General features: G+C 72.6%; 17 protein-coding genes and 2 pseudogenes. 15 read left to right on the plus strand and 4 right to left on the minus strand.

What is annotated here, in order from left to right; all coding sequences use genetic code 11:
* The first annotated feature begins 40 nt into the window (after nt 1–40).
* From MKW14_RS17975 to sucD, 6 genes are all read left to right on the plus strand, one after another.
* The gene (locus MKW14_RS17975) at nt 41–1,180 is read left to right on the plus strand and encodes an ATP-binding protein (protein ID WP_240863539.1); all 1,140 of its coding nucleotides are present in this window, start codon (nt 41–43) and stop codon (nt 1,178–1,180) included.
* Nucleotides 1,177–3,759: a DUF5682 family protein gene (locus MKW14_RS17980; RefSeq protein WP_240863540.1), complete on the plus strand. Its 2,583-nt coding sequence runs from the start codon at nt 1,177–1,179 to the stop codon at nt 3,757–3,759. The genes MKW14_RS17975 and MKW14_RS17980 overlap by 4 nt, the downstream gene beginning before the upstream one ends.
* Before the next feature lie 187 nt (nt 3,760–3,946).
* Nucleotides 3,947–5,113: a VWA domain-containing protein gene (locus MKW14_RS17985; RefSeq protein ID WP_240863541.1), complete on the plus strand. Its 1,167-nt coding sequence runs from the start codon at nt 3,947–3,949 to the stop codon at nt 5,111–5,113.
* Between the two features lie 227 nt (nt 5,114–5,340).
* Nucleotides 5,341–6,387: a hypothetical protein gene (locus MKW14_RS17990; RefSeq protein ID WP_240863608.1), complete on the plus strand. Its 1,047-nt coding sequence runs from the start codon at nt 5,341–5,343 to the stop codon at nt 6,385–6,387.
* 1,131 nt (nt 6,388–7,518) lie between these two features.
* A complete protein-coding gene (gene sucC, locus MKW14_RS17995) occupies nt 7,519–8,700 on the plus strand; it encodes an ADP-forming succinate--CoA ligase subunit beta (protein ID WP_240863542.1) in 1,182 nt (393 codons plus the stop codon).
* Between the two features lie 27 nt (nt 8,701–8,727).
* Complete coding sequence (sucD, locus tag MKW14_RS18000) at nt 8,728–9,612, plus strand: succinate--CoA ligase subunit alpha (protein ID WP_208784794.1); 885 nt, start codon at nt 8,728–8,730, stop codon at nt 9,610–9,612.
* A 136-nt stretch (nt 9,613–9,748) separates the two neighbouring features.
* Here sucD and MKW14_RS18005 read toward each other — a convergent pair.
* Nucleotides 9,749–10,576 (minus strand): annotated as a pseudogene (locus MKW14_RS18005) (SigE family RNA polymerase sigma factor); the annotation flags it as partial.
* 99 nt (nt 10,577–10,675) lie between these two features.
* On the opposite strand from MKW14_RS18005, the gene MKW14_RS18010 reads away from it, so the two are divergent.
* Complete coding sequence (locus tag MKW14_RS18010) at nt 10,676–12,424, plus strand: cell division protein PerM (protein WP_240863544.1); 1,749 nt, start codon at nt 10,676–10,678, stop codon at nt 12,422–12,424.
* Between the two features lie 80 nt (nt 12,425–12,504).
* Here the strand turns inward: MKW14_RS18010 and MKW14_RS18015 are convergent, their stop codons facing one another.
* Nucleotides 12,505–13,278 carry a hypothetical protein gene (locus MKW14_RS18015; RefSeq protein WP_240863545.1) on the minus strand — a complete coding sequence of 258 codons (774 nt, stop codon included), beginning with the start codon at nt 13,276–13,278 and terminating at the stop codon, nt 12,505–12,507.
* Nucleotides 13,279–13,620: 342 nt separating this feature from the next.
* Here MKW14_RS18015 and purN point away from each other — a divergent pair, with 342 nt between their 5' ends.
* Both purN and purH read left to right on the plus strand, forming a co-directional pair.
* Entirely contained in the window at nt 13,621–14,250 is a 630-nt protein-coding gene (gene purN / locus MKW14_RS18020) for a phosphoribosylglycinamide formyltransferase (protein ID WP_208785643.1), read from the plus strand.
* On the plus strand, nt 14,247–15,815 hold the full coding sequence (purH, locus tag MKW14_RS18025) for a bifunctional phosphoribosylaminoimidazolecarboxamide formyltransferase/IMP cyclohydrolase (protein WP_240863546.1): 1,569 nt from the start codon (nt 14,247–14,249) through the stop codon (nt 15,813–15,815). The genes purN and purH overlap by 4 nt, the downstream gene beginning before the upstream one ends.
* A 122-nt stretch (nt 15,816–15,937) precedes the next feature.
* Here purH and MKW14_RS18030 read toward each other — a convergent pair.
* Nucleotides 15,938–16,160: pseudogene (locus MKW14_RS18030) on the minus strand (DUF397 domain-containing protein).
* A 103-nt stretch (nt 16,161–16,263) separates the two neighbouring features.
* Complete coding sequence (locus tag MKW14_RS18035) at nt 16,264–16,968, minus strand: RDD family protein (protein WP_240863547.1); 705 nt, start codon at nt 16,966–16,968, stop codon at nt 16,264–16,266.
* A 256-nt stretch (nt 16,969–17,224) separates the two neighbouring features.
* Here MKW14_RS18035 and MKW14_RS18040 point away from each other — a divergent pair, with 256 nt between their 5' ends.
* From MKW14_RS18040 to MKW14_RS18065, 6 genes are all read left to right on the plus strand, one after another.
* Complete coding sequence (locus MKW14_RS18040) at nt 17,225–18,079, plus strand: bifunctional methylenetetrahydrofolate dehydrogenase/methenyltetrahydrofolate cyclohydrolase (RefSeq protein ID WP_240863548.1); 855 nt, start codon at nt 17,225–17,227, stop codon at nt 18,077–18,079.
* A 397-nt stretch (nt 18,080–18,476) separates the two neighbouring features.
* Nucleotides 18,477–18,914, plus strand: coding sequence for a DUF3017 domain-containing protein (locus MKW14_RS41280; protein ID WP_308314606.1), 438 nt, complete (start codon nt 18,477–18,479; stop codon nt 18,912–18,914).
* 231 nt (nt 18,915–19,145) lie between these two features.
* On the plus strand, nt 19,146–19,616 hold the full coding sequence (locus MKW14_RS18050; RefSeq protein ID WP_240863549.1) for a helix-turn-helix domain-containing protein: 471 nt from the start codon (nt 19,146–19,148) through the stop codon (nt 19,614–19,616).
* 270 nt (nt 19,617–19,886) lie between these two features.
* Nucleotides 19,887–21,104, plus strand: a complete 1,218-nt coding sequence (locus tag MKW14_RS18055; protein WP_240863550.1) for a helix-turn-helix domain-containing protein — start codon at nt 19,887–19,889, stop codon at nt 21,102–21,104.
* A 332-nt stretch (nt 21,105–21,436) separates the two neighbouring features.
* Nucleotides 21,437–22,426: a malate dehydrogenase gene (locus MKW14_RS18060; RefSeq protein WP_240863551.1), complete on the plus strand. Its 990-nt coding sequence runs from the start codon at nt 21,437–21,439 to the stop codon at nt 22,424–22,426.
* 148 nt (nt 22,427–22,574) lie between these two features.
* Nucleotides 22,575–23,615, plus strand: a complete 1,041-nt coding sequence (locus tag MKW14_RS18065; protein ID WP_240863552.1) for a serine/threonine kinase C-terminal domain-containing protein — start codon at nt 22,575–22,577, stop codon at nt 23,613–23,615.
* Nucleotide 23,616: the final 1 nt, after the last annotated feature.

Here is a 23,616-nt window from a genome sequence, read left to right on the forward strand (position 1 = left end):
TGACAGATCCGAACCGGCCGAGCTGGAGGGGGCCTCAGCCATGTCTGTGTCCGTGGAACCGACGACCGTCGAAGCAGCCGAAGTACCCGTGGAGGGACCGGCCGAGGCGTTGCGGCCGCACGCCGAGGGCGCCTTCGCCGGTGAACTCGCCGCGCTGGCGGCGCAGGACGACCGCCCGCGCCCGGCCCGCTGGAAGCTGTCGCCCTGGGCGGTGGCCACGTATCTGCTCGGCGGCACGCTGCCGGACGGCACGGTGATCACACCGAAGTACGTGGGCCCGCGCCGTATCGTCGAGGTCGCCGTCACCACCCTCGCCACCGACCGCGCCCTGCTCCTGCTGGGCGTCCCCGGCACCGCGAAGACCTGGGTGTCCGAGCATCTGGCCGCGGCGGTCAGCGGCGACTCGACCCTGCTCGTGCAGGGAACGGCGGGCACGCCGGAGGAGGCGATCCGGTACGGCTGGAACTACGCGCAGCTGCTCGCCCACGGCCCGAGCCGGGACGCCCTGGTGCCGAGCCCGGTCATGCGGGCCATGGCGGAGGGGATGACGGCGCGGGTGGAGGAGCTGACCCGGATCCCGGCGGACGTCCAGGACACCCTGATCACGATCCTCTCCGAGAAGACCCTGCCGATACCGGAGCTGGGGCAGGAGGTCCAGGCGGTCCGCGGCTTCAACCTGATCGCCACCGCCAACGACCGCGACCGCGGGGTCAACGACCTCTCCAGCGCCCTGCGCCGCCGCTTCAACACGGTGGTGCTGCCGCTGCCGGAGAGCGTCGAGGCCGAGGTCGACATCGTCTCGCGGCGCGTCGACCAGATCGGCCGTTCCCTGGAGCTGCCGGCCGTGCCCGACGGCGTCGACGAGATCCGACGGGTCGTGACCGTCTTCCGCGAACTGCGCGACGGGGTCACCGCCGACGGGCGTACGAAGCTCAAGTCGCCCAGCGGCACGCTGTCGACGGCCGAGGCGATCTCCGTCGTCACCAACGGGCTCGCCCTCGCCGCCCACTTCGGGGACGGCGTGCTGCGGGCCGGTGACGTCGCCGCGGGCATCCTCGGCGCCGTCGTCCGCGACCCCGCGGCCGACCGGGTGATCTGGCAGGAGTACCTGGAGGCGGTCGTCCGCGAGCGCGACGGCTGGATGGACTTCTACCGGGCCTGCCGGGAGGTGAGCGCGTGACGGCTCAGGGGGACGGCCGGCCGTTGCTGCTCGGGGTGCGGCATCACGGGCCCGGATCGGCGCGAGCGGTGCGCGCCGCGCTGGACGCGGCCCGGCCGAAGGTCGTGCTGATCGAGGGGCCGCCCGAGGCCGACGCGCTCATCCCGCTGGCCGCCGAGGAGGACATGCGGCCGCCGGTCGCGCTCCTCGCTCACGCCGTGGACGAGCCCGGCCGCTCGGCCTTCTGGCCGCTCGCCGAGTTCTCCCCGGAGTGGGTGGCGATCCGCTGGGCCCTGGCCCACGAGGTCCCGGCCCGCTTCATCGACCTGCCGGCGACCCACACGCTCGCGTGGGGGCAGGACGGGACCGAGGAGCCGACGGAGCGGAAAGCCGAGGGGGCCGGAGGAGAGGGAGCGGAGGGAGTCGAGGTCGTCGAAGGCGGCGACTCCGCGGGGGCGGGGGCTGCGGGCCTCCCGGGAACGGAGCCTGCGGGCCTCCCGGGATCGGGGCCTGTGGATGTCCCAGAAAGCGGTCCCGATTCCGCGTCCGAAGTCGACGTCCGGATCGACCCGTTGGCCGTGCTCGCGGACGCCGCAGGATATGACGACCCCGAGCGGTGGTGGGAGGACGTGATCGAGCACCGGGGAGTGGGCGAGCGGGACGCCTTCGCCCCGTTCGCCGTGCTCGAAGAGGCGATGGGGGTGCTGCGGGAGACGTACGGCGTCGGCGGGCGCGACCGGGACCTCGTGCGCGAGGCCCATATGCGGCTCCAGATGCGGGCGGCCGAGCGGGAGTTCGGCGGCGGGGTGGCCGTGGTGTGCGGGGCCTGGCATGTGCCCGCGCTGCGGGAGAGGACGACCGTCGCGGCCGACCGGGCGCTGCTGAAAGGCCTGCCGAAGGTCAAGGCGGACATGACATGGGTGCCGTGGACGCACCGGCGGCTGTCCCGGGTCAGCGGATACGGCGCGGGGATCGAGTCCCCGGGTTGGTACGGGCATCTGTTCGGCGCCCCGGACCGGCCGATCGAGCGGTGGATGACCAAGGTGGCGGGACTGCTCCGGGAGGAGGACCGGCTCGTCTCCTCCGCGCATGTCATCGAGGCGGTACGACTGGCCGAGACGCTCGCGGCGATGCGAGGCCGCCCCCTGCCGGGACTCGGCGAGACGACCGACGCCGTGCGCGCGGTGATGTGCGAGGGCTCGGACGTGCCGCTGGGGCTGGTGCGCGACCGGCTGGTCGTCGGGGACGTGCTGGGAGAGGTGCCGCGGACGGCGCCGGCGGTGCCGCTGCAGCGGGACCTCGACCGGACCCAGCGCCGACTGCGGCTCAAACCGGAGGCGCTGGAGCGGGAGTTGGAGCTCGACCTGCGCAAGGAGACCGACGCCGGGCGCAGCAGGCTGCTGCACCGGCTGCGGCTGCTGGGCATCGGCTGGGGCGAGCCGGTCGCCTCCCGGGGGAGCACGGGGACCTTCCGGGAGACCTGGCGGTTGCGCTGGGAGCCGGAGCTGTCGGTGCGGGTCGCGGAGGCCGGGGTGTGGGGGACGACCGTGCTCGGCGCCGCGACCGCCAGGGCGGAGGCGGACGCGCTCGCCGCGCAGGGGCTCGCCGACGTCACCGGGCTCGCCGAGCGCTGTCTGCTGGCCGAACTGCCGCAGGCGCTGCCCGTGGTGATGCGGATCCTCGCCGACCGGGCCGCGCTCGACGCGGACGTCGGCCAACTCGCCCAGGCCCTGCCCGCCCTGGTCCGCTCCCTGCGGTACGGCGACGTACGCGGCACCGACACCCATGCCCTGGCCGAGGTCGCGGCGGGCCTCGCCGAGCGCGTGTTCGTGGGCCTTCCGCCGGCCTGCGCCGCCCTCGACCAGGACGGGGCCGAGGAGATGCGCCGGCATGTGGACGCGGTGCACGGGGCGGTGGGGCTCCTGGCGGACGTACCCGCCCTGGCACACCCGTCCGCGGAACCCGTGCGGGACGGGCAGGCCCAGGTGCGGACGGGTGGGGACGGTGCGGGTGGGCATCGTGGTCTGCGTGGGCGTTGGCGGGCCGTGCTGCGGGTGCTGGGGCTGCGGGACACCGTGCCGGGGGTCGTACGGGGACGGGCCGTGCGATTGCTGCTGGACGAGGGGGCGTTGGAGCAGGACGAGGCGGCGCGGCTCATGGGGCTCGTGCTGTCGCCCGGGACTGCGCCGGGGGACGCGGCCGCGTGGATCGAGGGCTTCGTCGGTGGCGGCTCGGGCGGCGGGATGCTGCTCGTGCACGACGAGCGGCTGCTCGGCCTGGTGGACGCCTGGCTGACCGGGGTGCCGGCGGAGGCGTTCACGGACGTACTGCCGCTGCTCAGGCGGACGTTCTCGGCGTACGAACCGGGAGTCCGGCGCACCCTGGGCGAGCTGGTCCGCCGGGGACCCGGGCGGCAGGGGAGTGCGGGGGCGGCCGGTTCGGGCATACCGGGCTTCGCGCCGGAGCTGGACGCGGACCGTGCCGAGGCCGTGGTGCCGGTGGTGCGGCTGCTGTTGGGGCTGGGGCTGGGGCGGGACGGGATGGATCCGGACGTGGAGGGGCGGGACGTGGACAACGGCCTCGTGGGGGTGGCGGGATGACGTATGACGGGCTGAGGGAGACGGACGGGGGAGCCGGTGTGATGGATGCCGTCGAGTGCAGGCGCCGGCAGGGCGGTCGGCTCTCCACGAGGGGTGCCTCGGCGACCGGCGTCGCGGTGGCCGACCGTCCGACCGTTGCCGTAGTGGTCCTTCCGCTCTGGGACCGTCCGCGAGCGGGGGTGTGCCGATGACGACGGAAGCGACGGACCCGGCGCAGGAGCGGTTGCGGCGCTGGCGGTTGGTGCTCGGGGGCGAGGCGGCCGACGGCACCGGATGTGTGCTGGCGGGCCAGGACGCTGCGATGGACGGGGCGTTGACCGCGCTGTACGGGAAGGGGGACCGGCAGGGGCAGTCGGGGCGGGACCGTTCGGCGGGGCTCGGGGCGTCGGCGCCCTCGGTGGCACGCTGGCTCGGGGACATCCGGACGTACTTTCCGTCCTCCGTCGTCCAGGTGATGCAGCGCGACGCCATCGACCGGCTCGGGCTGTCCACGCTGCTGCTGGAGCCGGAGATGCTGGAGGCGGTGGAGGCGGACGTGCACCTCGTCGGCACGCTGCTGTCCCTCAACAAGGCCATGCCGGAGACGACGAAGGAGACGGCGCGGGCGGTCGTGCGCAAGGTCGTCGAGGATCTGGAGAAGCGGCTCGCGACCCGCACCAGGGCCACCCTCACCGGCGCCCTGGACCGCAGCGCCCGGATCAACCGGCCGCGCCACCACGACATCGACTGGAACCGCACCATCGCGGCCAACCTCAAGCACTACCTCCCCGAGTACCGCACGATCGTGCCCGAGCGGCTGATCGGGTACGGGCGGGCGTCGCAGTCGGTGAAGAAGGAGGTCGTCCTCTGCATCGACCAGTCCGGTTCGATGGCGGCGTCCGTGGTCTACGCGTCGGTGTTCGGGGCGGTGCTCGCGTCCATGCGGTCGATCGACACACGGCTCGTCGTCTTCGACACGGCCGTCGTCGACCTCACCGACCAGCTCGACGATCCGGTGGACGTCCTGTTCGGCACCCAGCTGGGCGGCGGTACGGACATCAACCGGGCGCTCGCCTACTGCCAGTCGCAGATCACCCGGCCCGCCGAGACGGTGGTCGTGCTGATCAGCGACTTGTACGAGGGCGGGATACGGAACGAGATGCTCAAGCGGGTCGCCGCGATGAAGGCGTCCGGGGTGCAGTTCGTGGCGCTGCTCGCGCTGTCGGACGAAGGGGCGCCGGCGTACGACAGGGAGCACGCGGCCGCGCTCGCCGCGCTGGGGGCACCGGCGTTCGCCTGCACGCCCGACCTCTTCCCCGAGGTGATGGCGGCGGCGATCGAGAAGCGGCCCCCGCCGATACCGGAGGCGGTGTGACGGAGGGGCCGTGGCTGGGGTGTTCGCTGACGATTTGTCGACCAGTCGTCGTCCGACTCGGACCAGCAAAAGGGACATGACTACCCATCGGTAACGGAGGGCTTGCGCAACCTGCGGAGGGGCGTGCAAGGATCGACGCCTTCTCGACCGAGACCGTTCCGCAGCACGGGAGGATCGACCCTCTCTTGACCTGGCATGCAGCCCTGCCCGGCGCCGCTCTGCGCGTGATGCGCACGGCGGTTGCCCGGCGCGCGCTGCAAGTGGCGCTGCTGGTGGGTGGGTTGTTCGCACTCGGGTTTCTCTGCGGGGAGCAGGCGCACGCGGCGGAGGAGACGCCGGTGACGTCCGCCCGTCCGACCGGACCGCTCGGTGCGGTGGATGGCGTGCGGGCGGATGGCTTGCGGTCGGGGGGCGTGCGGACGAGCGGCCTGCGGACGGATGGCGGGCGGGCGGATCGCCTGCGGGCGGATGGCGTGCGGGCGAGCGGCCCGGCCGGGTTGCCCCCCACCGACCCCGCCACGACCCTGCCCTCGGGCTTCGCCGGTCGGCCGTCGATCGGAGTCACCCCCGATGCCCCGTCGGGACGCGCGGCGCCGTCGCCCCTCACCCTTCCGGGTGCCGGTGATCAGGTCCTCGGGGCCGTCGTCGGTGGCCACGTCCAGGGTGTCGGCGGGCGGGTTCTGCAGCCGGTCGGTGGGCTCGTCGTGGTGGTGGCCGACGCGCTCGGCGAGGTGACCGCGCAGATACCGCCGCTGTCGTCGTTGCCGGCTCTGCCGGTCGTCCCGACCCAGCCCGGCGCACCGTCGCTGCCCGGCGTGCCGGGCCTGCCCTCGTTCCCCTCACAGCCCGGACTTCCGACCGGCCAGGGGCAGACGTCGCCGCCGCCGGTTGCGCAGCCGGGTGACGGTGCGGGGCAGCCGGTGAAGGGCGGAGGTGTCGCCGACGGCCGTTCCGGAGCGGGGGCGGGGCGCGGGACGACGTACGGGCCGATGCCGCGTGCGGGCGCCGGTGCGGCGCATGCCTCGGGGCATGGCGGCGGACAGCGGAGCGACGTCCCCGGCTACGTCCCGGTGCACCAGGCTCCCGGCGGGGACCCGACCGGCGAGCTGAGCAGCCGTAACGCCGTCGACAGCGGTACCTCGCGGCACGGCGACGCGTACGCCGTCGCGCTCGACCAGCGGGCGCCGTCGCGGCTTCTGGCCGGCGCCGCAGCCCGCGCCGTCGGGGGATCCACCCGGGACAGGCACCGGGACGTTCCGGTTTCCCCCGCCTAGGGCGGCCCCCCGCGCGGCTGATCTGCCGTGCGGGGCGGAACAGGTCGCGCGCCGGTCCGAACCCCCGGAATCTCCGGACCGAAGCCGCCGACTCTCCGGCCCGCCGGTCCCACTCCCCCCGATCGCGACGGATCCGGCGCCGGAAAGGTCCCAGTGACGCGCAGCAGTCGTACGCCCCCTCCACGCCCGACCGGTTACTCACCACCGCTGTAGGCCCCGCCTCCGCGCCGGCATCCGAAGGATCAGCCCCGGCATCGGCGGGACGCCATGGCATACGACCGGTCCACCACCGGCGTCGCAAGACGCCCCCCGACGCGCGAGCAGCGCGCCGGGCCGCTGACTCCGTGCGGTGCGCGACACGGACGGCCGAAAGCCGTCGGTCCGTCCGGTCGTGGCCGCGCGGGACGGGGCGGGTGGTTCCCATTGGGGTGGGAACCGCCGGCCCCAGCCCCCAGGGGTGGCCCATTCGTGCCCCCGAGGGCTGTTCAGGGGGTCTCACCGGGTCAACCCCAGCCCGGTGAGACCCCTCCCCGTGCCCTTCGTCGTGGCCATCGCCGAGACTTCCCTGTGCCCTTCGCCGAGGCTTCGCCGTGCCCTTTGCCGGGCCTTCCCGGTGCGCCTCGCCCGCGCCTTCCCCGTGCACTCGCCCAGGGCCTTCGCAGTGCCCTTCGCTGAGTGTTCCCCCGTGCGCTCGCCCGGGGCCTTCGCAGTGCCCTTCGCCGAGGGTTCCCCGTGCTCCTCGCCGAGACTTCCCCGTGCCCCTCGCCCAGGCCTCCCTCGTTCCCTTCGCGAGGCTTCCCGTGCCCCTCGCCCAGGCCTCCCCCGTTCCCTTCGGCCAGCCTCCCCCGTGCCCTTCGTCCATGCCCTCCCCGGGCCTTCCCGATCTCCACCCGCCCCTCACACCCGGCACCCCGTGCCAGTGATTGCGGCATCATGTGACAGGTATCACCGCTCAGGTGTGACCCTCGATTTAGGGAGGTCCCGCAAGCGGCGATAACCTGCGAGACGGACATGCCGCGCGCTCGGACACCGTGTGCGCTTCCCCTGTGACCCATGCGGACGTCACGTTGCCCTTCGCGGCACGCCCACGCATCCAACGAACCGCGAGATCACTGATAGGGACGGAAGCGCGTGGACCTGTTCGAGTACCAGGCGAGGGACCTCTTCGCCAAGCACGATGTACCGGTGCTGGCCGGTGAAGTCATCGACACGCCTGAGGCGGCGCGCGAGATCACCGAGCGTCTGGGCGGCAAGTCCGTCGTCAAGGCGCAGGTGAAGGTCGGTGGTCGCGGCAAGGCCGGTGGCGTCAAGCTGGCCGCCTCCGCGGACGAGGCCGTCGCCCGTGCGACGGACATCCTCGGCATGGACATCAAGGGCCACACGGTCCACAAGGTGATGATCGCCGAGACCGCGCCCGAGATCGTCGAGGAGTACTACGTCTCCTTCCTCCTCGACCGCGCCAACCGCACCTTCCTCTCCATCGCCTCCGTCGAGGGCGGCATGGAGATCGAGGAGGTGGCGGCCACCCGTCCGGAGGCCGTCGCGCAGACCCCGATCAACCCCATCGACGGGGTGGACGAGGCCAAGGCCCGCGAGATCGTCGCGGCCGCCAAGTTCCCGGCCGAGGTCGCCGACAAGGTCGCCAACGTCCTGGTCAGGCTGTGGGACACCTTCATCAAGGAGGACGCCCTCCTGGTCGAGGTCAACCCGCTGGCCAAGGTCGCCTCCGGTGACGTGATCGCCCTCGACGGCAAGGTGTCGCTCGACGACAACGCCGAGTTCCGTCACCCCGACTTCGAGGAGCTCCACGACAAGGCCGCGGCCAACCCGCTCGAGGCCGCCGCCAAGGAGAAGAACCTCAACTACGTCAAGCTCGACGGCGAGGTCGGCATCATCGGCAACGGCGCCGGTCTCGTCATGAGCACCCTGGACGTCGTCGCGTACGCCGGTGAGAAGCACGGTGGCGTCAAGCCCGCCAACTTCCTGGACATCGGCGGTGGCGCCTCCGCCCAGGTCATGGCGAACGGCCTGGAGATCATCCTCGGCGACCCGGACGTCAAGTCCGTCTTCGTCAACGTCTTCGGTGGCATCACCGCCTGCGACGAGGTCGCCAACGGCATCGTGCAGGCCCTGAAGCTCCTCGAGGAGCGCGGCGAGGACGTCACCAAGCCGCTGGTCGTCCGTCTCGACGGCAACAACGCCGAGCTGGGCCGACAGATCCTCACCGACGCCGCGCACCCGCTGGTGCAGCGCGTCGACACCATGGACGGCGCGGCCGACAAGGCCGCCGAGCTGGCCCACGCCGCCAAGTAAGCACTCAGGACGAGGACACAACACACCATGGCTATCTGGCTCGACAAGGACAGCAAGGTCATCGTCCAGGGCATGACCGGTGCCACGGGCATGAAGCACACCAAGCTCATGCTGGGCGACGGCACCAACGTCGTGGGCGGCGTGAACCCACGCAAGGCGGGCACCACCGTGGACTTCGACGGCACCGAGGTACCGGTCTTCGGCACCGTCAAGGAGGCCATCGAGGCCACCGGCGCCAACGTCTCGGTCATCTTCGTCCCGGAGAAGTTCACCAAGTCCGCGGTGGACGAGGCGATCGACGCCGAGATCCCGCTGGCCGTCGTGATCACCGAGGGCATCGCCGTGCACGACACGGCCGCCTTCTGGGCGTACGCCGGCAAGAAGGGCAACAAGACCCGCATCATCGGCCCGAACTGCCCCGGCATCATCACCCCGGGCCAGTCGAACGTCGGCATCATCCCGGGCGACATCACCAAGCCGGGCCGTATCGGCCTGGTCTCGAAGTCCGGCACGCTGACGTACCAGATGATGTACGAGCTGCGTGACATCGGCTTCTCCACCGCCGTCGGCATCGGTGGCGACCCGATCATCGGCACCACGCACATCGACGCGCTGGCCGCCTTCCAGGACGACCCCGACACCGACCTGATCGTGATGATCGGTGAGATCGGCGGCGACGCCGAGGAGCGGGCCGCGGCCTTCATCAAGGAGAACGTGACCAAGCCGGTCGTCGGCTACGTCGCGGGCTTCACCGCGCCCGAGGGCAAGACGATGGGCCACGCCGGCGCCATCGTCTCCGGTTCCTCCGGCACGGCGCAGGCGAAGAAGGAGGCCCTCGAGGCCGCGGGCGTCAAGGTCGGCAAGACCCCGACCGAGACGGCGAAGCTGGCCCGGGAGATCCTCAGCGCCTGAGGCTCCCGCAGCGACGAACGATGGGCCCGTTCCCGGGGAGGGGGCGGGCCCATCGGCCTGCACACCACCGGTTTGCTCACCGGTTCACTCACCGGTTTCCTCACCGGTTCACTCACCGGTTTCGCCACCGGTTTCCTCACCGTTCCTGCGGTACGAGTCTGTCCCGCCCCGGCACCATCTCCGCCCGCAGCTTCTTCCGCAGGCCGGCCTGCGCCTCCGACAGCGGCCCCAGCGCCACCCGGGGCGGCAGCCCCCGCACCTGTACGCCGTGCGGGACCGGCGGCTCGTAGTGGGTCGGAGCCGTCCGCACGGTGAACGTCGTCGTCCCGATCAGGGCGACCGTGCAGGCGATGGCGGCCCGGGTCATGAAGCGGGTCCTGCGCTCGCCCCCGGCCCGCACCCGCGTCGGCTTGTCCGCGCGCAGCCGTTCCGCGGAGGCGAGCCTGGTCAGGCAGCGGTGGAGTTCGGCCGGGTCCACGAGGTCCGGGACGCGCGCGGCGACGACCTCGCGGGCGTACAGCACACGGCCCGCGGCCGCCGGTGTGCTGGCCTCCGTCTCCGCCGCGGTCTCCGGGAGGCCGAGCCCCACACCGTCGTACAGCACGAGCGTGCGGCGGTACGGCGGGGGGAGCTCGAGGAGCGCGGAAAGGAGCGCGCGGTCGGGGGCGTCCGCCGGCGGTGGCTCGGGGTGGTGGTAGCGGGGGCGGAAGCGGTGCCAGGGGGAGAGCGCGCAGTCGTACGCCGCCGCGCGCACCCAGCCTCCCGGGTCCGGATCGCGGGCGACCTCGGGCCAGCGCTGCCAGGCGAGTTGGAAGGCGCGCTCCACCGACTCACGGGCGAGTTCGCGCCGACCGGTGAGCAGGTAGGTCTGCCGTACGAGGGCCGGGGCGCAGAACGCGTACAGCGCGTCGAAGGCCTGAGCGGGCGTCAGGGGCGCTGTCGGTTCCGGTTCCTGAGGCTGCGTCACTGGGCGCCCCTTCGTACGAAAAAGTACATAAACATATATTGGGCGACACAGCGGAGGTTCGCCTGTTACGACCGGAAAGCGCGTGTCGTTGGGACCATGACGGTCGTGACTCAGCTGACCGCTCGCCGCATGTCGTTGTCGTCCCTGCTCGTCCGTCTGCGCGACCGATCGTCCGGACTGGGGGTCGGCCTTCTGGGTGGCGCGGTCGCCGCCGGGCTGGGGCTCGGGGTGTTCGCGGTGCTCGTGATCATGCTGTGGATCAGTTCGCCGTACCCCGACAGCGGGCCCGGGGGCGCGCTGCACGTGGCGGCGGCGCTGTGGCTGCTCGCGCACGGCGTGGAACTGGTCCGCACCGACACGCTCTCCGGCGCCCCCGCGCCCGTCGGCGTGACGCCGTTGCTGCTGCTCGCGCTGCCGGTGTGGCTGGTGCACCGCGCGGCTCGGGACGCGGTGGAGGGGGAGCAGACGGAGGGGCCGGTACCGCTGCTTCCGGGCCGAACGGCGTGGACGGGCGTCGTCCTCGGCTACCTCGGTGTCGGAGCGGCGGCCGCCCTGTACGCGTCCGGCGGCGATCTGCGGCCGTCGTGGATGTGGACGGGGATCTGTGTGCCGCTCGTCGTGGCGGGGGCGGCTGCGGCCGGCGTCTGGACCGCCTACGGCCGTCCCGGTGAGCCCGTGGACGGGGTGCTGCTGCTCCTGCCCGCGGGGGTGCGGCGGCTGGTGTTCGGGGCGCGGGCGCGTGAACGGTGGGGGGTCGCGGCGCAGGCCGCGGCGGCCGGGGTGACGGTCCTGGTCGGGGGCGGGGCGCTGCTGGTGGGCGCCTCGCTGCTGTGGCACGGCGAGGCGGCGCGCGCGTCCCTTCTGCAGGTGACGGAGGGCTGGTCGGGGCGGTTCGCGGTACTGCTGCTGTGTCTGGCCCTGCTGCCCAACGCGGCCGTGTGGGGTGCCTCGTACGCCCTCGGTCCGGGGTTCGTGCTGAGCGTCGGGCATGCCGTGACGCCGCTGGCCTCGGCACCGACCCCGCTGCTCCCGCCGTTCCCGCTGCTGGCGGCGGTGCCGGGGCCCGGGCAGGGGGGATGGGCCGACGGGGCGACGGGGGTGGTGCCGGTGGCGGCCGGGATGGTGGTGGGGTGGTTCGTGGGCGCGGCCGCTGCCTCGCGGGGGGCGGCGGGCGGGGGAGACGGCGCCGAGGCCTGGTCGGGCGCCAGGACCGCCGGTACGGCCGCGCTGGCCACGGTGCTCTGCGCGGCCGGCGTCGCCGCGCTCACCGCACTGGCGGGCGGACGGCTCGGGGTGGCGGCGCTGTCGAGCTTCGGGCCGGTGTGGTGGGAGACGGGGGGCGCGGCGCTGGGATGGATCCTGGCACTGTCCGTACCGGTGGCGCTCGGGGTGCGGGGTTGGCGGCGCAGGGGTGCCGGGCGGGAAGGAAGCGGACCGGCGGGGGCGGAGCCGAAGCATGCGGAGCCGAGGGTCACCGAGCCGAAGATCCCTGAGCCGGGGAACGCCGAGCCGAGGATCGCCGGGACGAGGTCGGAGGCGGCCGAAGGCGGGGGCCGCAGCGGGGCCTTGGCCGCCTTCCGGGCGTGGCTCGGCTTCCAGAAGGCGGCTCCTGGTCCGGTGCCGGGCGGTGGCGGGGGGTACGACGGGGACGAGTTCTACGGCGTCGTACGCGACCAGACCGAAACGGCGTTCGACCTCCTGCCGGCCGACCCCCTGCCACTCGCTCCGCGGGAGCACGACGCCTCACGGGAGGCACGTTGGAGTGCACTCAAAGAAGCCGGCGACGAATCCCAGACGCCGGAAACGGAACGAACCGACGGCCCACAGCCGCCGGACGAGCAGTGAACCGGCCGACACCCTTCCCCCGCCGGACCGCGCCGACCGCCCAAACCGCCCCGGTGCCGCCCCGCCCCCGGTCGGTAGCGTCAGCTGTTCGTGCCCAGCAAACCCCGCAGTTCCTTGGGGAGGTGGTCTGTGCAGGCCTGCTTCGCCTCGTTCGTGAGGGCGTCGTTCGTGCAGGTGTAGTAGTCGCGGTAGACCAGCTGGGCCGTGAAGGCCGCGGCGACCAGGGTGATGGCCAGGGAGGCGGTGACCAGGCCCGTCACCGCCGCCGTCAGCTGGGGGCGGCCCTGGTCGGCGGGGGAGGCACCGGGGTTCTCGCGGGGCTTGGCGCGGAGCGCGCTGATGCCCCAGTACAGGGCGAGCGCGCCCAGCAGCAGGGCCACGTACGGCCAGCTGAAGAGGGCGAAGAAGAAGGCCCACATGCCGCACAGCAGCGCGTACCGCGCCCGGCGCTGCGCGGGGTCGGCCGGATCCCAGCGCATGCCCTGGTCGGGGGTGTTGCCGCCGGGGCCCTCCGGGCCGGGGGCGCCGGGGCGCTCGCCGAAGCCGCCGGAGGAGCGGCCCGGCTGGCGGTCGCTCCACTGGTTGCCCCACGGGGAGTGGGAGTTCTCGTCGCCCTGGGAGTCGTCGCCGTTCGCCGGCCGGCGCGGCTGCCAGGGCCGGTCGGGGGTGCCCTCCGGCGGCGGGGCGAACGGGTTGTCCTCCTGGCGGTCGCCGTCCCGCTCGCCGCCCTGTGCGCCCTCCGACGGCGCGTCCGGCGGCGAGGACGGCCGCTCCCGCAGCAGCACGGCGTCCCGCTCCCCTCCCTGTGCCGGGAGCGGGGAGAGCGTATGGAGGCGCAGACTGCGGTCCGACATCAAGAGAGCGTCTTCCCCTTGGTGACTTCGTGAACTGGGCGAACCCAGCGAACTGGGCGATTACGGCTGGTCCTGCAGGAGGCTTCACCCTGTCAACGCGCCGCACGGCGAGCGCGTTCCCGGGCCGGCTCCTCCCAGACGCTACCTTCCGGCCACGCCCCCGTCCCGTGGGGGCCGCCGCATGTGCCGGTATCGTTGCTGACGGTCGGCCGCTTCGTAGACTTCCCCGTATCCCGGGGCGCGAAGCATTCGTACGAATGTACAAAGCCCGTGCTCGTCCAGCGTGCGCGTCCGGCCGCTCGCAGAACCGCACCCGACGTACCCCCGAGAAAGGGCCCCATCGTGGCCGCCAAGCCCGTGGTCAAGCGCCTCGTCGTGCTGGTCTCCGGATCCGGCACCAATCTGCAGGCGCTCCTCGACGAGATCGCGGCCACCGGGGTCGAGGCCTACGGCGCCGAGATCGTGGCCGTAGGCGCGGACCGCGAGGGCATCGAGGGGCTCGCGCGGGCCGAGCGCGCCGGACTGCCCACCTTCGTGCGCAAGGTGAAGGACTACGGCACGCGCGAGGAGTGGGACGCCGCCCTCGCCGAGGCCGTCGCCGCCCATGAACCCGACCTCGTGGTCTCCGCCGGGTTCATGAAGATCGTGGGGAAGGAGTTCCTCGCGCGCTTCGGCGGACGGTTCGTCAACACCCACCCCGCACTCCTGCCCAGTTTCCCCGGAGCCCACGGTGTGCGCGACGCGCTCGCGTACGGCGCCAAGGTCACCGGCTGCACCGTCCACTTCGTCGACGACGGCGTCGACACCGGACCGATCATCGCTCAGGGCGTGGTGGAGGTCCGGGACGAGGACGACGAGAGCGCTCTGCACGAGCGCATCAAGGAAGTCGAGCGAAGGCTGCTCGTCGATGTCGTGGGGCGGCTCGCCCGCAACGGCTATCGCATTGAGGGACGAAAGGTAGTTATCCAGTGACCGCCAACGCCGAGACCAACAAGCGGCCGATCCGCCGGGCGCTCGTCAGCGTCTACGACAAGACGGGCCTCGAAGACCTCGCGCGCGGCCTGCACGAGGCGGGCGTCGAGCTCGTCTCCACCGGGTCCACCGCCGGCCGTATCGCCGCCGCGGGCGTCCCCGTCACCAAGGTGGAGGAGCTGACCGGCTTCCCCGAGTGCCTCGACGGCCGCGTCAAGACCCTGCACCCCCGGGTGCACGCGGGCATCCTCGCCGACCTGCGGCTGGAGAGCCACCGCGAGCAGCTGGCGGAGCTGGGCATCGAGCCGTTCGACCTGGTCGTCAGCAACCTGTACCCGTTCCGCGAGACCGTCGCCTCCGGCGCCACCCCCGACGAGTGCGTGGAGCAGATCGACATCGGCGGCCCCTCCATGGTCCGCGCCGCCGCCAAGAACCACCCCTCGGTCGCGATCGTCACCAGCCCCGCCCGCTACCCCGACGTCCTCGCGGCCGTCCGCGACGGCGGCTTCGACCTCGCCACCCGCAAGCGCCTGGCCGCGGAGGCCTTCCAGCACACGGCGGCGTACGACGTGGCGGTGGCGAGCTGGTTCGCGTCCTCGTACGCCCCCGTGGACGACTCGCAGTTCCCCGACTTCCTCGGCGGCACCTGGGAGCGCGCGCACACCCTGCGCTACGGCGAGAACCCGCACCAGCCCGCGGCGCTGTACGTATCCGGCACCGGCGGTCTCGCGCAGGCCGAGCAGCTGCACGGCAAGGAGATGTCGTACAACAACTACACGGACACGGACGCCGCGCGCCGTGCCGCGTACGACCACGAAGAGCCCTGCGTCGCGATCATCAAGCACGCCAACCCCTGTGGCATCGCGGTCGGTTCGGACGTCGCCGAGGCGCACCGCAAGGCGCACGCCTGCGACCCGCTGTCGGCGTTCGGCGGGGTCATCGCCGTCAACCGCCCGGTGTCGAAGGAGATGGCGGAGCAGGTCGCCGAGATCTTCACCGAGGTCATCGTCGCGCCGGACTACGAGGAGGGGGCCCTCGAAGCCCTCGCCAAGAAGAAGAACATCCGCGTCCTGAAGGCTGCGGGGGCTCCCGCGAACCCCGTCGAGCTGAAGCCGGTCGACGGCGGCGCCCTCCTCCAGGTCACCGACCGCCTCCAGGCGGACGGCGACGACCCGGCCAACTGGACGCTGGCGACGGGCGAGGCGCTGTCCCCCGCGGAGCTCTCCGAACTGGCCTTCGCCTGGAAGGCCTGCCGTGCCGTGAAGTCCAACGCGATCCTCCTCGCCAAGGACGGCGCCTCGGTCGGCGTCGGCATGGGCCAGGTCAACCGCGTCGACTCCGCGAAGCTGGCGGTCGAGCGGGCCGGCGAGGAGCGCGCCCGCGGCTCCTACGCCGCCTCCGACGCCTTCTTCCCCTTCCCCGACGGCCTGGAGATCCTCACCGCGGCCGGCGTCAAGGCCGTTGTCCAGCCCGGCGGTTCGGTCCGCGACGAACTGGTCGTGGAGGCCGCGAAGAAGGCAGGCGTGACGATGTACTTCACGGGGACCCGCCACTTCTTCCACTGACCCCTGTCCGAACGGACGCGACGACGCCCCCCGCACTGCGCGAGTGCGGGGGGCGTCGTCAACGCCGCGCTGCGGAACCTGCGGACGCACGGGGTGGGTGACGCGGACGGGCTCCGTGAAGGTCAGGGAGCAGGGTCAGGTTTGGGGCTTGCCGTCCAGGGCTGGGTCTTCAGGGCTTGGATGAAGGTGGTGAAGGCGGTCCCGGGGGAAGGTGAGGACGCCGGTGGTTCGGGTCTTCGAGTCGCGGATGGCTGTGTGGGTGGGGGAGGTGGATGTCTCCACGCACGAGTTGCCGTCCCTGGCGCCGGAGTAGGAGGACTTCCGCCAGTTGTCGGGGATGTTCATGAGTGCCTCACAGCTCTTGGGCCTCCGGACGGGGCACGCACCAGGGCCGTGCCCCCCTCTGGCGGGTGGGCACGGCCCTTGGTGTTCGGTGGGTGGGGTGAGGTCAGTTCTGGATGACCATCGTGCTGGCGGCCTTGTCGTGCCAGCCCTGCTGGCGGCCGGACTTGTCCCAGAACGGGGACAGGTAGACCAGGAGCGAGCCGATGCCGCAGAGGAGGCTGCCGACCTGCGGGATGACCCAGCGGATGAACGACGAGCCCACGCCCGGCTTCTGGCCGGTGTCGGCCTTCACCACGCGGATGCCGACGGCCATCTTGCCCAGGGTCGCGCCGAGCAGGCCGACCATCAGCACCTCGTAGAGAAGGCTGGCGACGATGATGATGCCGAAGACCGCGCCGAACTTGGCCAGGAAGTCCGAGCCGGCGTTGTTGATGCAGGTGTTGTAGTCGGCGGCGTTCGGGTCGCAGTCCTTGACCGAGTTCGCCGCGCCCGCGATGCCGGCGAAGGTGAGGACGATGTAGACCACGCCGATGATCAGCCCGTCGATCAGCCGGGCGCCGAAGCGGCGGCCCATCGAGGCGACGTTGGGAACGGGGCCGCCGGGATAGCCGCCGCCCTGGGGGTAGCCCGGCTGCTGCGGGTAACCGGGCTGCTGCGGGTAGCCGTAACCGGGCTGACCCGGCTGCTGGGGGTAGCCGTAACCCTGCTGCGGCGGGACTCCCTGCGGGGACTGCTGCGGGTAGCCGTAACCGGGCTGCTGCGGGTTCTGCGGCTGACCGTACGGATTGTTGGGCGAGCCGAAACTCATGGCCGGTCTTCCTCCGTTGCACTGCGGGGACGATGCGGATTGCACGGAGGAATCACACGATGTGAGCGGTTTGCCCCCCGAACATCAACCGCGATACTGCGCCGTTCATGCTTCTTCACCCCCGCGTGACTTGTCCAGCCGGAAATCAGATGTGTTGTGCAAGTGCAATCTGGCTGATCATGGGCGTGAGGGCGGGCGTGGCCGCTGGCGGCACCCTGATTGGAACCGGGGGGCGGTCATCCGCGAGGATGGGGTCATGACCGCCCAGATTCTCGATGGCAAGGCCACCGCAGCCGCGATCAAGTCCGATCTGACCGCCCGCGTGGCGGCGCTGAAGGAGAAGGGCGTCACGCCCGGCCTCGGCACGATCCTCGTCGGCGACGATCCCGGCAGCCAGAAGTACGTCGCGGGCAAGCACCGCGACTGCGCCCAGGTCGGCATCGCCTCCATCCAGCGCGAACTGCCGGACACCGCCACGCAGGAGGAGATCGAGGCGGTCGTACGGGAGCTCAACGAGGACCCGGCGTGCACCGGTTACATCGTCCAGCTGCCGCTGCCCAAGGGCATCGACGAGAACCGGATCCTGGAGCTCATGGACCCGGACAAGGACGCGGACGGGCTGCACCCGATGAACCTCGGGCGGCTGGTGCTCAACGAGCCGGCGCCGCTGCCCTGCACCCCGAACGGTGTCCTCACCCTCCTCCGTCAGTACGGCGTCGAGATCAAGGGCGCCGAGGTCGTGGTCGTCGGCCGCGGTGTCACCATCGGCCGGCCGATGCCGCTGCTGCTCACGCGGCGCAGCGAGAACGCGACCGTCACCCAGTGCCACACGGGCACGCGGGACCTGGCGGCCCACCTCAAGCGCGCGGACATCATCGTCGCGGCCGCCGGTTCCGCCCATCTGATCCGGCCCGAGGACGTCAAGCCGGGCGCCGCCGTCCTCGACGTCGGTGTCTCGCGCAGCGCCGAGGGCAAGATCGTGGGCGACGTCCACCCCGGGGTCGCCGAGGTGGCCGGCTGGATCTCTCCGAACCCGGGCGGCGTCGGCCCGATGACCCGCGCTCAGCTGCTCGTCAACGTGGTCGAGGCGGCGGAGCGCAGTGTCGGCTGACGCCCGGGACGCCCGGCGGCGGAGTGTGCCGGAGGACCCGGAGAAGCAGGCTGAGGCGGCGGTCCGCGAGGCGATCAACGCGACGACCGGCACCACGGGCACGGAGGGCGCCTTGGAGGCCGACAGCACTTCGCGCGGCGGCGCGAAGGCCGGACGGGATGTGACGGACGGCGGCAGCACTCCGCACGGCGGCGCGAAGGACGGCGGCAGCACTCCGCACGGCGGCGCGAAGGACGGCGGCAGCAGTCCGCAGGGCGGCGCGAAGGCCGGTCAGGACGCGCCCGGCGCCCGGGGTACTTCGCAGGGTGCCCCCGGGGCCGGTCGGGACGCCGCCGGCGTCGGCGGCACCTCGCAGCGCGCGGGCGAGAGCCGTGCGGAGGGTGCCGGGGAGGAGACCGTGCGGGATGCCATCAGTGCTCCCGATGCCGAAGGGGTGCCTCGGCGCACCACCCGGCGGTTTCCGCTGTTCACGCGGGACACCGCGCGGCCCGAGGGCGGTGGCCGGGCCGCGCCCGGTGACGCTCCCGCGCCCGCGCGGCAGTGGCCGATCCTTGCCGTGCTCGGCGTCGTCGGGCTGGGCCTGCTGCTGACCGCGCTGGACGCCTTCCGGTACGGCACCCTGCTGATCGGCTGCGCCCTCGTGGCCGGTGCCGCGCTGCGCTGGGTCCTGCCCGACGTCGGCATGCTCGCCGTCCGCTCGCGCTTCACCGACATCGTCACCTACGGCGGCCTCGGCCTGGCGATCGTGCTGCTGGCGCTGATGGTGCAGCCCAACCCCTGGCTGCAGATCCCGTTCCTCAAGGACACGCTGCACTTCACGGTCAGCAGCAGTTAGGCACGGGAACCCGGAACCCGGAACCCGGAACCCGGTACGACGACGGCCCGTCCTCTCCCCCGAGCAAGGACGGGCCGTCGCGGGAACCACCCTCCTGCACGGCGAAGGGCCTGTTCAACGGCTGTCAGCGCGCTGTGGCACGGAAGTGACCGTTCCGGTACGCGCACGGCACGCGGGAACCATCGGTGAACCGGCGTCGTCACCTGCTCAGGACGATGCGGGAGGTGTGCGATGGGCGGCTGGCAGCCGCTGGCGGGGGACATGCCGCCGGAGGTGCGGCACTTCGTGGAGCAGTTGCGGCTCCTCAAGGACCGGACGGGGCTCAGTCTCGTCGCGCTCGGCTCCAGGACCGCGTACAGCAAGTCCTCCTGGCACCGCTATCTCAACGGCACCCAGCCCCCGCCCCGGCAGGCCGTGGCCGCGCTGTGCCGGATCGCGGGCCTGGCCGAGACGGACGCCGAGCGCTTCGTCGTCCGCTGGGAACTGGCGGTCCAGGCCTGGCCCCGGCCGGCGCGGCCCGCGGCGGAACAGGGCGCGGGGGAGTACGAGGACGACCCCACGCTGCCCTGGTGGGACACCCCGGAACCGACACCGTCCGCGGACGGGGGGCGGCTGCTGCGGTACGCGGTGCTGCTGCTCGTTCTCACCGCGCTGATCGCGGTCGTGGGCGTGGTGGCACTGGGGCGAGGTCCCTGGAGGTGAGGTGCCTGGAGGTGAGGTGCCTTTGAGCGAGGGGAAACGTCCGGGACGAGTGGGGTTGTCCATGTGTGGCTGCTGTGTCGATGTATTGACAAGTTTGCGTCTCTGACACGGGATTGTTCGAGGGGAGGGCTAGCGTGGGCGAGTCCGACCGCGGATGCACCCGTGCGCCCCCACTCCGGTAACTGAGATCCTGGACGGGCGGGGAAGACGCGAGGAGAGCAGCAGCAAGCAGGGGGGAAGAGGGGGGAAGCAATGCCTCGTTGGAGGGCCTTGCCGGATGAACTCGATCCGCAGGTCAGGGAGTTCGCGAGCCAGTTGCGCCGGCTCGTGGACCGTAGTGGCCTGAGCGTCGCGTCGGTGGCCGACCGTACGGGCTACAGCAAGACGTCCTGGGAGCGGTACCTGAACGGCCGGCTGCTCGCACCCAAGGGCGCGATCGTGGCGCTGGCCGAGGTCACGGGGACCAACCCGGTCCATCTGACGACCATGTGGGAGCTCGCCGAGCGTGCCTGGAGCAAGTCGGAGATGCGCCACGACATGACCATGGAGGCCATCCGCATCTCCCAGGCGCGCGCCGCGCTCGGGGAGTTCGGGGCGCCTCCCGCGACGAGCGCCAACGGTTCCATCGGTTCCAACGGCGCCAAGGGCGCCAAGGCGGCCGGCCGGAGCGGCAGCGCGACGGTGGCCCCGGGCATCGCGGGACCCGCGGGAGTGGCGCCGACGGTGCCGCCGCAGCCGGTCCCGTCGGAGACACCGGACGGCGGCGGCGCCGCGGGGGACTCCGAGGCCGCGTCCTCGCCGGGCTCCTCCGGCGTCAACTCCTGGCGGCTGGCGGGCTACCAGGGCCCCTCGCCGGCCGGCGCACGCCCGCCGGTGCTCGGCGCACCCGAGCAGGGATCCGCGTCCGAGGGGTCCGTCCGGACGCCGGACACACCGGGGGCGTTCGGCGAGCCTCCGCAGACCCCCGGGTCCGGCGGAGGTTCCTCCTCCGGTGCCGGCCGCCGGCGGCTGACGATGTTCCTCGCGGGGCTGGTCGGCGTCCTGGTCGTGATGGCGGCGGTGTTCTACCTGACCGACCGCGGCGGCGGCAAGCACGGGAGCGCGAAGGCCTCGCCCTCGCCCTCCGTCAGCTCCGTCGACCTCCCGGCCGGTGTGAAGTGCGCAGGCGCCTCCTGCACCGGCAAGGACGCCGAGGCCATGGGCTGCACCAAGGACGCCTCCGCGGTGACGACCGCCAAGACCGCCACCGTCGGCACGGTCACCCTGGAGGTGCGCTACAGCAAGACCTGCGGCGCCGCGTGGGGCCGTATCACGGCCGCCGCGCCGGGCGACTCCGTGCAGGTCACCGCCGGTACGGCCAAGGAGAGCGACAGCATCACCCAGGCCGGCGACACCATCGCCTACACGCCGATGGTCGCCGTGAAGGACGCGGGCGAGGCGAAGGCATGCGCGACGCTGGCGTCCGGGCGGAAGGGATGCACCCCGTAGCTGTCTGAGCAGCGGCACAAGGGGGCGGCCGCCCGTCCGGGAGAGGGGGACTGGGGCGGCCGCCTGGTGGGGGATACCGACTGTGCCGGACTCCCGTGGGGGTACGGTTCGCGTGCCCGGGATGGGCGGGCCCATGCGTGCCGTCCCGAATTTTTTCGGGACGGTTCCACTCTGTGGGGTGGGCCACACGGGCCCGGCGGTGCGGGATGCCGGATGCGCGATAGCCTGACCTGTGGATCTCTCTTGATACCAAGAGATCGATCATTTGTACGTCCTACCCGGATGTACGTCCCACCCGGACGACCACCGCCAGCTGTCCTACGGAGAACGCCATGACCCGCACTCCCGTGAACGTCACCGTCACCGGCGCGGCCGGCCAGATCGGTTACGCCCTCCTCTTCCGCATCGCCTCCGGCCAGCTGCTCGGCGCGGACGTGCCGGTCAAGCTGCGCCTCCTGGAGATCACGCCCGCGCTGAAGGCCGCCGAGGGCACGGCCATGGAGCTGGACGACTGCGCGTTCCCGCTGCTCCAGGGCATCGACATCAGCGACGACCCGAACGTCGCCTTCGACGGCGCCAACGTCGCCCTCCTCGTCGGCGCCCGCCCGCGCACCAAGGGCATGGAGCGCGGTGACCTGCTCGAGGCCAACGGCGGCATCTTCAAGCCGCAGGGCAAGGCCATCAACGACCACGCCGCGGACGACATCAAGGTCCTCGTCGTCGGCAACCCGGCCAACACCAACGCGCTCATCGCGCAGGCCGCCGCGCCGGACGTACCGGCCGAGCGCTTCACCGCGATGACCCGCCTCGACCACAACCGCGCGCTGACCCAGCTCGCGAAGAAGACGGGCTCGACGGTCGCCGACATCAAGCGCCTGACGATCTGGGGCAACCACTCCGCCACCCAGTACCCGGACATCTTCCACGCCACGGTCGCCGGCAAGAACGCCGCCGAGGTCGTCAGCGACGAGAAGTGGCTGGCCGAGGACTTCATCCCGACCGTCGCCAAGCGCGGCGCCGCGATCATCGAGGCCCGGGGCGCGTCCTCCGCCGCGTCCGCCGCGAACGCCGCCATCGATCACGTGTACACGTGGGTCAACGGCACCGCGGACGGCGACTGGGCCTCCATGGGCATCCCGTCGGACGGCTCCTACGGCGTCCCGGAGGGCCTGATCTCCTCCTTCCCGGTCACCACCAAGGACGGCCAGTACGAGATCGTCCAGGGCCTGGACATCAACGAGTTCTCCCGCGCCCGTATCGACGCCTCCGTCAAGGAGCTCGAGGAGGAGCGCGAGGCGGTCCGCGGTCTCGGCCTCATCTGACGGTCGCCATCTGACGGTCGCCATCTCCTCGGTTTCGTCACGAGCCCGCACGGGCCCTGTTCCGGTTTCGGTCGGAACGGGGCCCGCGCCCGTTTTCGCCGCTACCGTCTAAGGCGGTACCCACCAGGGGTGATTCGGGGGGATCGCGATGAGCGGATGGGACGAGTACGACGCCGGCTCGGACTCCGGGCCGGAGCGGGAACCGAGCGAGGAGAGAGGCCGGGCCGCCTGGTCCGACGGGCAGACGGGGGCCACCCCGCCGTGGGCCGCGGCCGAGACACAGACCGGTGGGACGACGCCCCCGCCGTGGGCGTCCGCCGAGACGCAGACCGGCGGCGCCTTCCCGCCGCCCTGGACGACACCGCCGCCGGGTCCCGTCACACCGCCGGGCCCCGCGTACACGGCGTCCCCCATGCCGCCCGGCCCTGCCTACACCGGGGCTCCCACACCGCCGTACACCCTGCCTCCCGTCCCACCGTCGGAGCCCCGGCGTCGGGTCGGGCGGGTGCTCGCCGTGATCGCCCTGGTGGTCGCGGTCGGCGCGGGGACCGGTGCCGGGACCTGGTACCTGATCCGGGACCACCGCTCCGGCACCGGGGCCGGTCCCGTGACCGGAAGCTCCGTCAGTGTCTCGGCCTCGACCAGTCCTGCGCACAGCCAGGGTTCCGAGCCGCCGAGCAGCCCGGCGGACACGGCCACCGCGAACCCGTCGGCCTCGCTGCTCACCTCGCCCGCCGCCGGCTACCGCCGCGCCGAGGACCCGGTCGGCTACGCGATCGACGTCCCGCAGGGCTGGACCCGCCGCGAGAAGCAGGGCAAGCTCGCGCCGATCGTCTACTACGACTCCCCGGCCGACGGCCGCCAGCTGCAGATTTTCCGGGTCACGGAGTCCACGCCCTACGAGTCGCTGACCGTGGCCGAGACCGACCCCGGCTTCGGCTTCGCCAAGCAGCCCGGCTACCAGGTGATCCAGCGGGACCACGGCGACACCTGGGCGGAGCTGACGTACCGCTACACGGACCAGGACAAGGGCGCCCGCCAGGTCATCGACCACCGCTTCGAGGCCGCCGACGGCACCCTCTACGCGATCCGCGCCAGCGGCCCCGCGAGCCTGGCGCCGGAACAGGTGCGGGAGCCGCTGAGGACCGCGGTCCGGTACTTCTGCCCGACCGGCGCCCAGTGCACCTAGG

The organism is Streptomyces gilvus, assembly GCF_022513565.1.
GTDB classification, from domain to species: Bacteria; Actinomycetota; Actinomycetes; order Streptomycetales; family Streptomycetaceae; genus Streptomyces; species Streptomyces gilvus.

What these genes read in the sequence shown, in the direction of transcription:
- MKW14_RS17975 (WP_240863539.1), top strand. Translation starts at nt 41, where the DNA reads ATGTCTGTGTCCGTGGAACCGACGACCGTCGAAGCAGCCGAAGTACCC.
- MKW14_RS18040 (WP_240863548.1), top strand. Translation starts at nt 17,225, where the DNA reads ATGACCGCCCAGATTCTCGATGGCAAGGCCACCGCAGCCGCGATCAAG.
- MKW14_RS18035 (WP_240863547.1), bottom strand. Translation starts at nt 16,968, where the DNA reads ATGAGTTTCGGCTCGCCCAACAATCCGTACGGTCAGCCGCAGAACCCG.
- MKW14_RS18065 (WP_240863552.1), top strand. Translation starts at nt 22,575, where the DNA reads ATGAGCGGATGGGACGAGTACGACGCCGGCTCGGACTCCGGGCCGGAG.
- MKW14_RS17985 (WP_240863541.1), top strand. Translation starts at nt 3,947, where the DNA reads ATGACGACGGAAGCGACGGACCCGGCGCAGGAGCGGTTGCGGCGCTGG.
- MKW14_RS18015 (WP_240863545.1), bottom strand. Translation starts at nt 13,278, where the DNA reads ATGTCGGACCGCAGTCTGCGCCTCCATACGCTCTCCCCGCTCCCGGCA.
- MKW14_RS17990 (WP_240863608.1), top strand. Translation starts at nt 5,341, where the DNA reads ATGCGCACGGCGGTTGCCCGGCGCGCGCTGCAAGTGGCGCTGCTGGTG.
- sucD (WP_208784794.1), top strand. Translation starts at nt 8,728, where the DNA reads ATGGCTATCTGGCTCGACAAGGACAGCAAGGTCATCGTCCAGGGCATG.
- MKW14_RS18060 (WP_240863551.1), top strand. Translation starts at nt 21,437, where the DNA reads ATGACCCGCACTCCCGTGAACGTCACCGTCACCGGCGCGGCCGGCCAG.
- MKW14_RS18010 (WP_240863544.1), top strand. Translation starts at nt 10,676, where the DNA reads ATGACGGTCGTGACTCAGCTGACCGCTCGCCGCATGTCGTTGTCGTCC.
- MKW14_RS18050 (WP_240863549.1), top strand. Translation starts at nt 19,146, where the DNA reads ATGGGCGGCTGGCAGCCGCTGGCGGGGGACATGCCGCCGGAGGTGCGG.